This is a genomic window from Bradyrhizobium sp. Ghvi (assembly GCF_900115265.1).
Classification (GTDB): Bacteria; Pseudomonadota; Alphaproteobacteria; order Rhizobiales; family Xanthobacteraceae; genus Bradyrhizobium.
Genome location: NZ_FOVU01000008.1, coordinates 118,594 through 131,150 on the forward strand (window position 1 = coordinate 118,594; position 12,557 = coordinate 131,150).

At 64.2% G+C, this 12,557-nt stretch carries 15 protein-coding genes; 8 read left to right on the plus strand and 7 right to left on the minus strand.

Going from position 1 to position 12,557, the window contains the following annotated elements; translation table 11 throughout:
- Nucleotides 1-359 precede the first annotated feature (359 nt).
- From BM374_RS27100 to BM374_RS27115, 4 genes are all read right to left on the minus strand, one after another.
- Nucleotides 360-3,509: an efflux RND transporter permease subunit gene (locus BM374_RS27100; RefSeq protein WP_092299375.1), complete on the minus strand. Its 3,150-nt coding sequence runs from the start codon at nt 3,507-3,509 to the stop codon at nt 360-362.
- Nucleotides 3,506-4,582, minus strand: coding sequence for an efflux RND transporter periplasmic adaptor subunit (locus BM374_RS27105; protein WP_092299378.1), 1,077 nt, complete (start codon nt 4,580-4,582; stop codon nt 3,506-3,508). The genes BM374_RS27100 and BM374_RS27105 overlap by 4 nt, the downstream gene beginning before the upstream one ends.
- The gene (locus BM374_RS27110) at nt 4,579-5,628 is read right to left on the minus strand and encodes an efflux RND transporter periplasmic adaptor subunit (RefSeq protein WP_502689462.1); all 1,050 of its coding nucleotides are present in this window, start codon (nt 5,626-5,628) and stop codon (nt 4,579-4,581) included. The genes BM374_RS27105 and BM374_RS27110 overlap by 4 nt, the downstream gene beginning before the upstream one ends.
- A 65-nt stretch (nt 5,629-5,693) precedes the next feature.
- Nucleotides 5,694-6,473 (minus strand): histidine kinase dimerization/phosphoacceptor domain -containing protein, encoded by a 780-nt coding sequence (locus tag BM374_RS27115; RefSeq protein ID WP_244552705.1) that lies wholly within the window; start codon nt 6,471-6,473, stop codon nt 5,694-5,696.
- Nucleotides 6,474-6,683: 210 nt separating this feature from the next.
- On the opposite strand from BM374_RS27115, the gene BM374_RS27120 reads away from it, so the two are divergent.
- Nucleotides 6,684-7,334, plus strand: a complete 651-nt coding sequence (locus BM374_RS27120) for a TetR/AcrR family transcriptional regulator (RefSeq protein ID WP_092299384.1) — start codon at nt 6,684-6,686, stop codon at nt 7,332-7,334.
- On the opposite strand, the gene BM374_RS27125 is transcribed toward BM374_RS27120, so the two are convergent.
- The 3 genes from BM374_RS27125 to BM374_RS27135 all read right to left on the minus strand — a co-directional run bounded on the left by BM374_RS27125 (nt 7,331) and on the right by BM374_RS27135 (nt 8,781).
- Nucleotides 7,331-8,020, minus strand: coding sequence for a TetR/AcrR family transcriptional regulator (locus BM374_RS27125; RefSeq protein WP_092299386.1), 690 nt, complete (start codon nt 8,018-8,020; stop codon nt 7,331-7,333). The two genes, BM374_RS27120 and BM374_RS27125, sit on opposite strands and share 4 nt — an antisense overlap.
- 4 nt (nt 8,021-8,024) lie before the next feature.
- Entirely contained in the window at nt 8,025-8,462 is a 438-nt protein-coding gene (locus tag BM374_RS27130) for a hypothetical protein (protein ID WP_092299898.1), read from the minus strand.
- A 76-nt stretch (nt 8,463-8,538) separates the two neighbouring features.
- Nucleotides 8,539-8,781, minus strand: a complete 243-nt coding sequence (locus tag BM374_RS27135; protein ID WP_244552706.1) for a hypothetical protein — start codon at nt 8,779-8,781, stop codon at nt 8,539-8,541.
- 161 nt (nt 8,782-8,942) lie between these two features.
- On the opposite strand from BM374_RS27135, the gene BM374_RS27140 reads away from it, so the two are divergent.
- From BM374_RS27140 to BM374_RS27165, 7 genes are read left to right on the plus strand one after another with little or no spacing between them, the layout of a single operon-like run.
- Nucleotides 8,943-9,143 (plus strand): hypothetical protein, encoded by a 201-nt coding sequence (locus tag BM374_RS27140; RefSeq protein ID WP_092299392.1) that lies wholly within the window; start codon nt 8,943-8,945, stop codon nt 9,141-9,143.
- Nucleotides 9,140-9,295: a hypothetical protein gene (locus BM374_RS38765; RefSeq protein ID WP_177248554.1), complete on the plus strand. Its 156-nt coding sequence runs from the start codon at nt 9,140-9,142 to the stop codon at nt 9,293-9,295. The genes BM374_RS27140 and BM374_RS38765 overlap by 4 nt, the downstream gene beginning before the upstream one ends.
- 22 nt (nt 9,296-9,317) lie before the next feature.
- Entirely contained in the window at nt 9,318-9,536 is a 219-nt protein-coding gene (locus tag BM374_RS27145; RefSeq protein ID WP_092299901.1) for a hypothetical protein, read from the plus strand.
- A gap of 40 nt (nt 9,537-9,576) precedes the next feature.
- A complete protein-coding gene (locus BM374_RS27150; protein ID WP_143270247.1) occupies nt 9,577-9,894 on the plus strand; it encodes a hypothetical protein in 318 nt (105 codons plus the stop codon).
- 4 nt (nt 9,895-9,898) lie between these two features.
- The gene (locus BM374_RS27155) at nt 9,899-10,495 is read left to right on the plus strand and encodes a PepSY domain-containing protein (RefSeq protein ID WP_092299398.1); all 597 of its coding nucleotides are present in this window, start codon (nt 9,899-9,901) and stop codon (nt 10,493-10,495) included.
- A gap of 40 nt (nt 10,496-10,535) precedes the next feature.
- Nucleotides 10,536-11,702 carry a DUF3734 domain-containing protein gene (locus BM374_RS27160; protein ID WP_092299401.1) on the plus strand — a complete coding sequence of 389 codons (1,167 nt, stop codon included), beginning with the start codon at nt 10,536-10,538 and terminating at the stop codon, nt 11,700-11,702.
- Nucleotides 11,703-11,729: 27 nt separating this feature from the next.
- Complete coding sequence (locus tag BM374_RS27165; RefSeq protein ID WP_092299404.1) at nt 11,730-12,521, plus strand: acetoacetate decarboxylase; 792 nt, start codon at nt 11,730-11,732, stop codon at nt 12,519-12,521.
- The last annotated feature ends 36 nt before the right edge of the window (nt 12,522-12,557 follow it).

Below are 12,557 nucleotides of genomic sequence, written 5' to 3' on the forward strand. Positions count from 1 at the left end.
CGCGCGCTCCATAGCCGTAGCCGTGCTCGCCGCCGTAGCGATAGTCGGCACCACCAATTTTGACCGCCGTCGCCCGCGCGGCGCCGACGACAGCCGGCCCGGCGCCAGCACCTCGCGCGGCGAGATCAACACGCGGCCCGGCTGCTGGACCCAGGCGAGGGCCGGGACCAGGGACAGTAGCGGCAGGACCGAGAGCTGCGAGTGGTGGGGGCCCTGCTGGCGCCATCGGCGGAGGAGCGGCGGGCGCCATCGGTGGCGGCGGAAACTGTGCAAACGCAATAGAGGGGGCAAGCGAACTTGCCGCGACCACAGCGACAGCAAGGATTGATAGCTTCTTCGAGAGCATCGTCGTCTCCATTCTAGATTTGGGGCTCGAGCACAGGCTCCGGGGCGCCATGAGCGGGCCTCTCTTCGGCCGGCACGTCGTTCGCAGCCGCTCTGGGATCGTGTGAAGGTGATTCATCCGCATGATCCGGATGGATCCGGAACCAGGCCACATACAGCGCCGGCAGGAAGAGCAGTGTCAGCAGCGTGCCGACGATAATGCCGCCCATCATGGCGTAGGCCATCGGGCCCCAGAAAATCTCGCGCGCGATTGGAATCAGCGCGAGACTTGCCGCGGCAGCCGTCAGCAGGATCGGGCGCATGCGGTGCTCGGTTGCTTCCACCACGGCATCCCAGGCCGGCCTACCCTCCTTCTTCAGATCCTCGATCTGCACGATCAGGATCACGGAGTTTCGTACCAGGATGCCGATGAGGGCGAGCACGCCGAGAATGGCGACGAAGCCCAGCGGCGCGCCGCTCGGCAGCATGGCCATGACGACGCCGATCAGTGCGAGCGGCGCGACCGCGAACACCAGGAACAGGCGCGAGAAGTTCTGCAGCTGCACCATCAGCACGGTGGCCATGACGAACAGCATCAATGGCACGACTGCGATAATCGGGCCCTGGCTCTTGGCACTCTCCTCCACCGAGCCGCCGATCGTGATCGAGTAACCCGCGGGCAGCTGCTTGGTGAACTCCGCCACCTTCGGCGCGAGCTGGTCGACGACCGTCTTCGGCTGAACGCTGCTGACGACCGCGGCTTTCAGAGTAATGGTCGGAATCCGCGCGCGGCGCCAGATCGTGGGCTGCTCCAGCTCGTAGCGCAGATTGGCGACGGCTCCGAGCGGCACCGATTGGCCGGCGAGCCCGGTCAATTGCAGGTCGCGCAGCGTATCGATCGAGGCGCGCTCCGGTGCGGTTGCGCGTCCCGTGACATTGACGAGATAGATGCTGTCACGCACCTGGGTGATCGGCGAGCCCTGCAGCACCGAATTCAGCGTGGTGGCGATGTCTTCCGAGGTGACGCCGAGCTGGCGCGCCTTGTCCTGGAGCACGTCGACCTTGGCGACGCGCGCGGGCTCCATCCAGTCGAACACCACGTTGCCGAGGTCAGGATTGCTGCGAATGACGCCGGCAAGCTTCTGTGAGAGATCGCGAACCTCTGCGATATCGGGACCACTCAGGCGGTATTGCACCGGCCGTCCTACGGGCGGGCCGACCTCGAGCAGCTTGACATAGGTGTCGGTGCCCGGGAACGTCTTCCTCAAATAGTCCTCGAACTGGGACTTGAGCTTGTCGCGCGCGGCGATGCCGCCCTTAGTCACGATCACCTGCTGACCGAACCAGGTGTTCGGTGTCTGCACGTCGAACGACAGCACAAAGCGCGGCGCGCCTGTACCGACATGGGTCGACCAGTGCTCGACCGAAGCATTGCCCTGCAACTGCTCGCGCTCGAAGCGCGCTATTTGCGCGTTGGTCTCGGCGATCGAGGCGTTCTGCGGCAAGTTCCAGTCGATCACGAGTTCGGCACGGTCCGAGGACGGAAAGAACTGCTGCTGCACGAACTGCAAGCCGAACAGGGCGAGCAGGAAGGCGCCGGCCGTTACCGCTATGGTGCTCCAGCGGTGATGCATGCAGAACAGCAGCAGGCGCGCGAACATCTGCGCGACGCGGCCCTTCTGCTCGTGATGTCCCTTCATCTTCGCCGGCAAAATGGTGACGCCAAGCAGCGGGGTAAACAAGACGGCGACGATCCACGAGACGATCAACGAGACCGCAATTACCACGAACAGAGTGAAGGTGAACTCGCCGGCGTTGCTGCTGTTGAGCCCGATCGGGATGAAGCCAGCCACCGTGACGAGCGTTCCCGTCAGCATGGGAAACGCGGTCGAGGTATAGACGTGGGTCGCCGCCTTCTCCAGGGGATCGCCGATCTCGAGCCGTGCCACCATCATCTCGACGGCGATCATGGCATCATCCACCAACAGGCCAAGCGCGATGATCAGGGCCCCCAGCGAAATGCGCTGCAGCGAAATGCCGCAATAGGCCATCACGACGAAGGTGATCGCAAGCACGAGCGGAATGGCGATGGCGACCACGAGCCCCGCCCGCACGCCCAGGCTCACGAAGCTGATGCCGAGCACGATGATCACCGCCTCGAACAGTGCTTCGGTGAAGCCCGAAACGGCATGTTCGACCACCACCGGCTGGTCGGCGACGAGGTGCACCCCGACGCCGATCGGCAGGTCGGCGATGATCTTCGTCATCTGCGCCTTCAGCGCTCCGCCGAACTGGAGCAAATTGGCCCCGGATTTCATGCCGATCGCGAGGGCGATGGCGGGCTGACCGTTGTATCGAAACAGAGTCGAGGGCGGATCGGCGTAGCCGCGCGTGATGGTCGCAACGTCGGTCAGCGGAAAGAAGCGATCGTTGATGCGCAGATTGACCGCCCTCAAGCTCGCTTCTGATGTGAATTGGCCGTTCACGCGAACGCTGATCCGCTCAGGCCCCTCCTGGAACACGCCGGAGGGTGCCACGGCGTTCTGTCCCTGCAGCGAATTCATGATGGCGTGGACGTCGAGCCCGAGCGCCGCAATCTTGCGGGTGGAGAATTCGAGGTAGATCACCTCGTCCTGCGCGCCGAGAATGTCGACCTTGCCGACATCGGGCACGGTGAGCACCTTGGCCCTGACATCCTCGACCTGGTCGCGGAGCTGGCGCTGGCTCAGGTCATCGCTGGTGAAGGCATAGACGTTGCCGAAGACGTCGCCGAAGCGGTCGTTGAAGCCGGGCCCGATCACGCCTTGCGGGAAATCGCTCTTGATGTCGGCGATCATGTTGCGGACGCGGACCCAGGTCGGTTTCACATCGGCCGCCTTGGTCGAATCCCGCAAGTAGACGAAGACGGTAGTCTGGCCCGCGACCGTCACGCTCTTGGTGTAGTCAAGCGATTCCAGCTCCTCCAGCTTCTTCTCGATCCGGTCGGTAACCTGCCGCGTCATCTCCTCGGGCGAGGCGCCCGGCCACTGCGCCTGGATCACCATGGTCTTGATGGTGAAGTCAGGATCCTCCTGGCGCCCGAGCTGGAGATAGGCAAACAGGCCTGCCGCCATGAAGGCGATCATGAAATACCAGACCAGCGAGCGATGGCCGAGCGCCCAGTCCGAAAGGTTGAACGACTTCATGGCTCTTGATCCTGTTCGATGCGGACGTGCTGTCCCGGCTTGAGGCTGTGAATTCCGGCGGTGACGATTCGAGTGCCCGCGGCAAGTCCGCCGATGACGCGGATGCCCGCCGGTTCGGCGACGCCATCGATCTTCTGCAGCGAGACGGTGCTGGTGGATTGATCGACCACCCAGACGAAATCGGCGCCGTCCTTGGCGAGTACCGCTGATGGGGGCAGGCGCAGGTTCTTGCCCTGGTCCTTGCCGAGCGTGACCGTGACGGTCGCGCCGAGACGGAAGCTTTCAGGCGGGTCGTCGAGCGCGATACGGACACGTCGCAACCGCGTCACCGGATCAGCTTGCGGCGCGATTTCGCGGATCCTGCCCACGACCTGAACAGCGGGAAAAAGCTGCAGGCTGATGGTGAACGGAAGACCGACTTCGAGCGGCACGGGAAGGTCTTCGCCGATATCGACGACCGCCTCGCGAATGTCGGGCCGCGCAATCGTCACCACGGTTTGACCGGGCGAGACTACCTGGCCGACTTCCGCGCCGACCGCGGTGACGACGCCACCGAAATCGGCCTTGATCTGGGCATAGCCGAGCTGTTCGATCGCCTTGGTCAGGCTCGCCTGCTCCTGCGCGACGCTGGCTTCGGCGCCGGCGCGGGCCTGCTCGGCATTATCAAGCGTCTGCCTGGTGGTCGCATCACTGCTGATGAGCGTGCGTTGCCGCTCTTCCGTGGCCCTGGCCGTCTCAAGCTGTGCCCCGGCTTTCGCCAGCTGGGCTTTGGCCGCTCGAACGGCGAGATCGAGTGCGTTGGGATCGATCGTGCCGATGATTTGGCCCTCGCGAACGACGTCGCCGACATAGACCGGACGCGATGTCAGGCGTCCGAGCACCCGAAATCCGAGGTTGGTCTTGTAGCGTGGCTCGACGGCGCCGACGGCAACCGCGCTGTTGCCGCTGCTCGGCTCAGCCAGCATGGAGAGCACGGGCCGCACCGGCTCGGGTGCGCTCGTCTCCTGCTGACATCCTGTTAGCAACGAGGCCGCCGCGAGCGTGCCAGCCATCATCATGACCTGCCGCTTCATGACCGGCCTCCCTCCTCAGCGACCGACTGGCCGACACTCAACAGCTTGCCGCCGTCGACGACGACGCGCTCGCCGGGCTCGAGGCCCGCCTTGATCAGCACCTGACCGGCTTCATAAGCGCCGACCGTGACCGGCTTCAGCAACGCCGTCTGCGTTTTCGGATCGACGGTCCAGACCGCGGGCTTCCTGCCCGCGGCCATCAGCGCGCTCCAGGGCAGGACGATCTCGTCCAGGGGCTTCGCCTTGACCGTCCCTGCAACGGCGCTGCCAAGCGTCATCGCTGCCGGCGGGTTATCGATGGACACCTTGACCCGGATCGTGGAGCTCTTCGCATCGATCGCTGGTGAAATCTCCCTCACCTCTCCCGTCGCTGTCACGCCGGGATCAGAGACCAGCGCCAGCGTGACGCGGCGGCTGTCGGTCTGGCCGAGAAAGACGGATTCATAGACGTCGAAGACGGCATCTCGCTCCCCGTCCTGGGCGAGCGAGAACAGGGGTTGCGCGGCCGGCACGACCTGGCCGACCTCGAGATTTCGCGCGGTCACGACGCCGTCGGCTTCGGCGCGAAGGACGGTATAGCCCAGCGCATCCTGCGCGGTGCCGAGCTGCGCCCGGGCCGCTTCCAGCACGCCCTCCGCCGTCCGCAAGCCCTCCTGGGCCTGATCGTAAACGGTGCGGGTGGTGAAGCCGCTTGCGATCAGCGCTTTCTGCCGCTCGAACGTTGCCTTCGCCACGCGCAGCTGAGCTTCGGCGGAGGCCACTGCCGCGGTCGCAGCATCCACGTCGGCCGCCTGCTCGGCGGGATCGAGCCGGGCGAGGACGTCGCCCTTGTTGACATGAGCACCGACGTCCACGGCGCGGGCAACCACACGTCCGCTAACGCGGAACGATAGATCGGCACGGAAGCGAGCCTGAACCTCGCCCGTCAATGTGATGGTGGCCTGCCGCTCGCGCGGCTGCACGATCGCGGTCCGGACCAATGCGGCGCGGTTGGGCGTCTGCGCCGAGTGATCGTTGCAACCGGTCAGAGCAAGGCTGACAAGCACGGCCGCTGCGACGCACCTCGCCGCATGTGGCGCTCGAACGGTACGAATTGGATGAGCCTGGATTGTCATGGCGCGACCGGGCGGCGGGAAGGCGACAGCAGCCCGCCGAGCGCATCGGCGGCTTGGCGGGAAGCGAGCGCGGCGTCACTTGGAGCGGCGGCTTTGGCGCGGCGCGGAGCCCTGATCTGGCGCGTTGCGATGGTCCAGTTTGCGTCCCGCTCGCGCTGGGTCAGCGGGAATGACAAGACGATCGAGGTGAACTCGGCGCCAAAACCCTGCTCGATCCGGCCGCCGAGCCCCCGCGCGATATCCTTGGCAATTCGCAATTCGCGATCGGAAACGTCCCGCGCGGGACGCGAGCCGTTGTCCAGGATCACGCAGTTCACCAGCGCGCCGTTGCGTGTCAGCTTGACCTTGATCTGCCCGGCCCGCCCGTCGAAACAGGCGTGCCTTGCCGCGTGCATCACGAGCTCATGGACGACCAGCCCCAGGTGCCAGCAGCGCTCCGGCTGAAGCGCAAGGGATTGGGTCGCGAAGGCCAATTGAATGTCCATCCGATCCAGGACCGCCCGCCGCATGCCGCCGCCGAGCTTGCGAATGAAGGTGGCGGCGTGGATCAGCGTGTCGCCCGCGGGCGTGGCCAGCGCGCGATGCACATCGGCGTAGCCATGCAGCAGCTCGACGACATCGCTCAGCGCGCGTTTGGCTTCCGTCGCCTCGACCCGGATGGCCGCGGCGGAGACCAAGTCGATGGCGAAGGCGACACCATTGGTGACCCTGTGATGCAGCTCGCGCAGCAGCACGCCTGGGTGCACGCCGGACGGGTCTGGGTTCGAAACAGTCACGACATTCTCCTCATTCGGCTCGGACCATCGGGGCTCGAACGCCCCCAGCTTTGCGACCCGATCGTTCGGGACCACCCGGCTGGCCCGCAAAAGCGTCGAGATCGGAATATAATAAACTATACCGTATATTTTCTTTTTCTTGCCTTTCTTCGCGGGCCGTGTCAAGCGGGAAAGCGAAACGCACAGACTCGTGATTTCGGAGGTTTAAGAATGAAGAAGACGAAGCGAGGCAGACCGCCCAAGGATCTCGCCGGAGACGCGCCGGCACGCATTCTCGATGCGGCCCAGCAGCTGTTTTTGGAAAAGGGCTACCGCAGCGCCAGCATTGACGACATTTCCGAGCTCGCCCCTGCAAGCAAGCCGACGATCTATGCCCATTTCCCCGGCAAGGAAGCGCTGTTCGCGGCGGTGGTGGCCCGCACGGTTGAGGGACTGACCGATTTCGAGGGCTTCTCGCCGGAAGGCCGCACCATTGAAGACAAATTGATGAACCTCGGTACCGCAATCGTCGAAAGATTCGTGGAGGAATCGGTGGACCTGGTCCGCGCGACCATCGCCGAATCGCAGCGATTTCCCGAATTGAGCCGCAACGTTCATGACACCGCGCGTGAACGCTCCCAGGCAGCGGTGTCCCAGTTGCTGGACGATGCCACGCAGAAGCTCGCGCGCAACCCGAGGGGCCCGTTTAGCCCCAAGCGAAGCCGCGCCACCGCGCAGATCTTCCTTGACCTCATTCTACTGCCGATGCTGTTCCGCTCGCTCGTCGGCGAGACGCCGAAGGACTTGGAGAAGGAGCTTCCCGGCTTCGTGCGCGAGCGCGTCGGTTTTTTCCTGGCAGCCTGCGAGACGGATTGGTCTTAGGAGGATGAAGGCCCGTCCTCTTGATTTGGTCGGCGGGGAGGCGTCCGCGTCAGCCGGCGGCGCGACGCCATCTCGACCGACTGCCAGGATGGCGCACGCGCCAGAGCGCCCGCACAAAATCTGAACATCTCGTCGAAGCTTGGCCCCAGCGTCGCAGTGCCTAGCCCTGCGGGATCGAGATGGACATCCATAGCGTCCAACAGGCAGCAGGTCAGCGCCATCGGGCTGCCGCCCTGCACTTCACCACTGGCTTGCCCGGCGCCGATGATCGGTCGTATCAGTGCTCTGATTCTGTCACGGTAGACGAGAACGACGGGCCAGCTCTGACGGACGGCCAACGCCACCAGATCCTGAAGCCCTCCGTGCTTCGCCAGCCGGGATTCATTGCAGTCGGCCAGCGCCTTGAGGATTGCGGCCAGGTGCCGCAGCGTCGGTCCGCTGCCGCCCGCCGCTTCAGATGCCGCGTCGACCATTTCGTCGAGCATGCGCTCGACGACGGCTGCCTCGATCGCGCGCTTCGAGGGAAAGAAGCGGTAGATGTTGGCCGGGGACATCGACAGGCGCCGCGCAACATCCGCAACGGTGGTCTTGTTGTGACCGATCTCGCAATATAGCTCGACCGCTGCCTGGATGATCCTGTTCCGGACATCGTGCCTGCCGAGGTGATGCGCATGTTCTCGCTTCATGTGATCACTGCGCCGGAAGGTTCAGCAGTTCGCTGCGACAGGCTTCGCTGAAATCGCGCAGAGGATCCATTTCGTCGATAAAGTCCGGAAGGTCGACCAATGACCGGTTTGGCGACAGATAAGTCTCGATGATCAGGCGACCGGTTCGCTCGGCGGCGTGAACGACGTCGTCACTGGACAGGATCCGCATGCGGCCGATGAGCGTATAGAGCCCGACGAGCTGCGGGATTTCCGCCCTGTCGCTGACGAGCGCGTCGGCATAGAGCCGGGACGCCTCCTCGATAAAGCTCTTGTACAACCGTTCGCGCTTTTCGAACGAGCGAGCATGATGACGCTCTCGAAGCCTTCGGCGCCGGCTGAACCATCCGCTCATGATGGTCGAGATCGCCCCGAAGGCGGAGCCGCCGAAGGCGGCAAGGGCCGGGATATACATTGTGGTCATCGATCTTTCCTGTGGCCGGTCGCGGCGCGGACGCATCAGGAGAGTGCTCAAGTGGCGCCCGCCGCGACGTCGCGCCTTAGCGGCTCCTCGCCGATCCGGTGCTTGCCTGCTCGAATACCGTCCTGCATGCCTGGCTAAGGCTCGATTTCTGCTGTCGCAGACAGGCTTCGACTCCCGACGGATCGGGAATGTAGGCGCTGCACAGACGAAAGGCGTCGGGCGTACACGCTGCCCTCTGCTCTGCCGTGCCCTGGTTTTCCTGCGCCGATGCAGCTGCGCTGCCAATCGCCACCACGATTGCTGCGAACAGCGCCGGCATCAATCTCGTCATGTCAGTTCCTTTCTCTGCGTGAGACTCTGGCTTGCTGGCGGACTTGCCCGCCCGATCCGCACACGCGCTTGTGAGGCCTTCGTCTTGACTTCGGTCCCGGCGCGTGATTTATATGAACTATACGGTGTATTTTATTAAGGAGGCGCGGAATGTCAAGCCTGCTGTTCGCTTTGATGCGCGAAAACCCGATACCGGGCCTCGCTGTCGCATCACTGAATGTCGTCATCGCCCTGTGCCTCATGGCATTGAGCCTGCTGCTGGGAATCACGATCGCAATGATCGCATGGGCCCATTCGCTCGCCACGCGCGAGCCCGCCCCGGTTCAGTTGGAGCGGAGGACGGTCGCATGACGCCGGCCCTGCTGATCGCCCGCGACTGCATCATCTACTGGGTCAACGTCTGGATCGCGCCGGTCGAATACGTGTTCGACATGATCGAGACCGAGCTTGCGCGCAGAGGCGTTGCGTCTGACCAGACCGACAACCTTCCACTTACTGTGTGAGACGATGCCGGATGGCCCCACGATGCTGAACTTCATCGAAGTCTTCGATGTGATGGACGTGGATCCAGACAGCGGCGATGCCGTGTGGACCGGCCTCACCGGCACGCGGTCGGCGCTCAGGCGTGACGGATTCACGATTGATCCTGACGTCGCGACCTATTGTCCGACCGATTGGCTCGACGAGCGCGGCTATCTCGACGCCGAGCTCGCACGCAAGCATCCACGGCCGTGGAGCATCTGATGATGCGACGTAGCGATGCCGTTGTCGGGAGTCTCGTGCCGTGAGCCGACAAACCATCATGGCCATGCGCGCTGGCCGAGGGACCGAAGCCTCCCTGCCCCTGCGCGGCTACTTTCTGTCCGTCGGCGGTGCGCTGCTCTTCCTGCTTTGGGCAGCGGGCTCAATGCTGCCGGCGCCATGGCCTGGCCGCTTTACCGAGCCGGATCCCGCGGTACCTCCGATCCGCATCCACTCTGCGATGAAAGGACCGGAGCTCGTGGTGATCGACACCAACCAGTCACTGCCCGCGCCCTCCGCCAAGGAGATCGTCGTCGCCCACGCGGCCGCGCAGGCCATCGACCGACCTGACCGAGATTGATCCAATGCCCAAGCAACATCTGTTAGCCCTGATCGTTTGGACCGCCATGCTGACAGCGAGCGGCGCCGTCGCGGACGTCCAGAGTCCTGCGGATACCGATAGAAGCACGACCGCGCCAGCCGACGCCGAGGACGCCACAATCCGCCGCGTACTCACGGAGTTCCGCACGGTTCGCGTCCCGCTCAGCCGCGCCATGGCGATCGCCGAGCGTCTGCATGAGGGCTCGAAGACAGCCGACATCAGCTTCGAGTCTGCCGGCGCCCCCATCTACCGCGTCCGCACGATCCGGAATGAACGGGTATGGGAGAACACCGTCGACGCGAACTCCGGCGGCATCGCGGGAAAGGAAGTGACGTCTTCGCTGCGGCAGCTCGGCCGCGAAGACCTCGCCAACATGATCGCACTCAAATGGATCAAGCAGGAGTTGTCTGACGCCGTGCAGGTCGCAGAGCGAGCCGCGGCCGGCAGCGCGCTTGCCGGTGGGCTGGTCAGGCAGGACGGCAGGCTCAACTTCGTCGTGGTCGTCGCCGCGGGTGACGATTTGAAGGAAGTCATGCTCGCTCCGCCCAATGTCGCAAAGCAAGGCCCGATCCGTCGCTAGGCCTGCGAACTACGCCCGAAAATGAAAGAAAACACTCACGATGAACTTCCAGCCTCGATCACAGATCTCGTCCGCCTCACGGCGCCTGCCCTTCGATTGCATCGCCCTGCTGTTGCAGGGCGGGGGTGCGCTCGGTGCCTATCAAGCCGGCGTCTATGAAGCCCTGGCTGAAGCCAGCATTCATCCCGATTGGGTCGCCGGCATTTCGATCGGCGCGATCAATGCCGCCATCATCGCCGGCAATCCGCCGGAGTCCCGCGTCGACCGTTTGCGCGATTTCTGGACCCAGGTCACCTCGACGGCGCCGTGGGAGTGGTCCGCTTTCAGCGATTGGGCGAAGACCGACAGCACGCGGAACCTCATCAATCAGATGAGCGCCGGTCTGGCGGCCACGTGTGGCGCAACCGGCTTTTTCTCCGCCCGTCCCGTCCTGCCCTGGCTGCAGCCCGGCGGAGCCAGCGATGCGACCAGCATCTATGACACGCGCGCGCTCAGGACCACGCTGGAGCGTTTGGTCGACTTCGATCGTCTCAACGCCGGGCTGACGCGCTTCAGTGCCGGCGCAGTCAACGTTCGGACCGGAAATTTCGTCTACTTCGACAACACGACCCATACGATCCGGCCAGAGCACGTCATGGCCAGCGGCGCGCTGCCGCCCGGCTTTCCGGCCGTGGAAATCGAGGGCGAGCATTACTGGGACGGCGGCCTCGTCTCCAACACGCCGCTGCAATGGGTGATCGAATCCGACGCTCCGCAGGACATGCTCGCATTCCAGGTTGATCTCTGGAGCGCACGCGGCCAACTTCCCCGCAACATGGCTGAGGTCGTCACGCGGCACAAGGAAATCCAGTTTTCGAGCCGGACGCGCGCCAGCACCGACCAGTTCAAACGCGTACAGCGGCTGCGGCGCGCGCTCACGCATCTGCTCGGCCGGTTGCCCGACGATCTCACCCAGCATGAGGACGTGAAGCTGCTCAGCACCGCAGTCTCCCGCAACGTCTACAACATCGTCCATCTGATCTATCGCGCGCGCAATCACGAGGGACACTCGAAGGACTACGAGTTCTCGCGGCTTTCCATGCAGGACCATTGGCGCGCCGGCTATCAAGATGCGCTGCGCACCCTGCGCCATCCCGAGGTGCTCGCCCGGCCAACGAGTCCCGACGGGGTCTTCACCTTCGATCTCGAACATGACGGCCGCGAGTAGCGGTTCCTGACGACACGGAGAACGCATATGCGTGAGACTGACGTGAAACGGCGAGCCTTTGCCATGCCCCTCACCAATCCGGCCTATCCTCCCGGGCCCTATCGATTCGTCGATCGCGAATATCTGATCATCACCTATCGTACCGATCCGGCCAAGCTCCGAGAAATCGTTCCGGAGCCGCTGGAGGTGAACGAACGGGAAGCTCTCGTCAAATACGAGTTCATCCGGATGCCAGACTCCAGCGGCTTTGGCGACTACACGGAAAGCGGTCAGGTCATTCCGGTCTCCTTCCGCGGACGCGAGGGCGGCTACACGCACTGCATGTTCCTGAACGATGAAGGCCCCATCGCCGGCGGACGTGAGCTGTGGGGATTCCCGAAGAAGCTGGCGCAGCCGACACTGCGAACCGAGACCGATACGCTGATCGGCACGCTGGATTACGGCCCACTGCGCGTCGCGACGGGAACGATGGGCTACAAGCACCGCGAGGCCGATCTGGCGAAGGTCAAGGCCGCTCTCAACGAGCCGACCTTCCTGCTCAAGATCATCCCGCACGTCGACGGCAGCCCACGGATCTGCGAACTCGTTCAATATCGTCTCGAGGACATCGTGCTGAAGGGTGCCTGGACCGGGCCTGCGGCCCTCGCGTTGACGCCACATGCCCTGGCGCCCGTGGCCGAACTGCCGGTCCTGGAGATCATCTCCGCCGTCCACATCCGCGCCGATCTCACGCTCGGCCTCGGAACGGTGGTGCACGACTATCTGCAACATCAGGCGCGCGGCTCGACCCGCACCAACGAGAAGGCTCTGGTCTTTTGACTTCAACTGCGCGTCGCGATCCCCGGTGCGGCGCCG

Bases quoted from the DNA above. Each gene is read 5' to 3' on its own strand.
- BM374_RS27100 (WP_092299375.1), bottom strand. From the start codon at position 3,509: ATGAAGTCGTTCAACCTTTCGGACTGGGCGCTCGGCCATCGCTCGCTG.
- BM374_RS27105 (WP_092299378.1), bottom strand. From the start codon at position 4,582: ATGAAGCGGCAGGTCATGATGATGGCTGGCACGCTCGCGGCGGCCTCG.
- BM374_RS27120 (WP_092299384.1), top strand. From the start codon at position 6,684: ATGAAGAAGACGAAGCGAGGCAGACCGCCCAAGGATCTCGCCGGAGAC.
- BM374_RS27125 (WP_092299386.1), bottom strand. From the start codon at position 8,020: ATGAAGCGAGAACATGCGCATCACCTCGGCAGGCACGATGTCCGGAAC.
- BM374_RS27130 (WP_092299898.1), bottom strand. From the start codon at position 8,462: ATGACCACAATGTATATCCCGGCCCTTGCCGCCTTCGGCGGCTCCGCC.
- BM374_RS27135 (WP_244552706.1), bottom strand. From the start codon at position 8,781: ATGCCGGCGCTGTTCGCAGCAATCGTGGTGGCGATTGGCAGCGCAGCT.
- BM374_RS27140 (WP_092299392.1), top strand. From the start codon at position 8,943: ATGTCAAGCCTGCTGTTCGCTTTGATGCGCGAAAACCCGATACCGGGC.
- BM374_RS38765 (WP_177248554.1), top strand. From the start codon at position 9,140: ATGACGCCGGCCCTGCTGATCGCCCGCGACTGCATCATCTACTGGGTC.
- BM374_RS27145 (WP_092299901.1), top strand. From the start codon at position 9,318: ATGCTGAACTTCATCGAAGTCTTCGATGTGATGGACGTGGATCCAGAC.
- BM374_RS27155 (WP_092299398.1), top strand. From the start codon at position 9,899: ATGCCCAAGCAACATCTGTTAGCCCTGATCGTTTGGACCGCCATGCTG.
- BM374_RS27160 (WP_092299401.1), top strand. From the start codon at position 10,536: ATGAACTTCCAGCCTCGATCACAGATCTCGTCCGCCTCACGGCGCCTG.
- BM374_RS27165 (WP_092299404.1), top strand. From the start codon at position 11,730: ATGCGTGAGACTGACGTGAAACGGCGAGCCTTTGCCATGCCCCTCACC.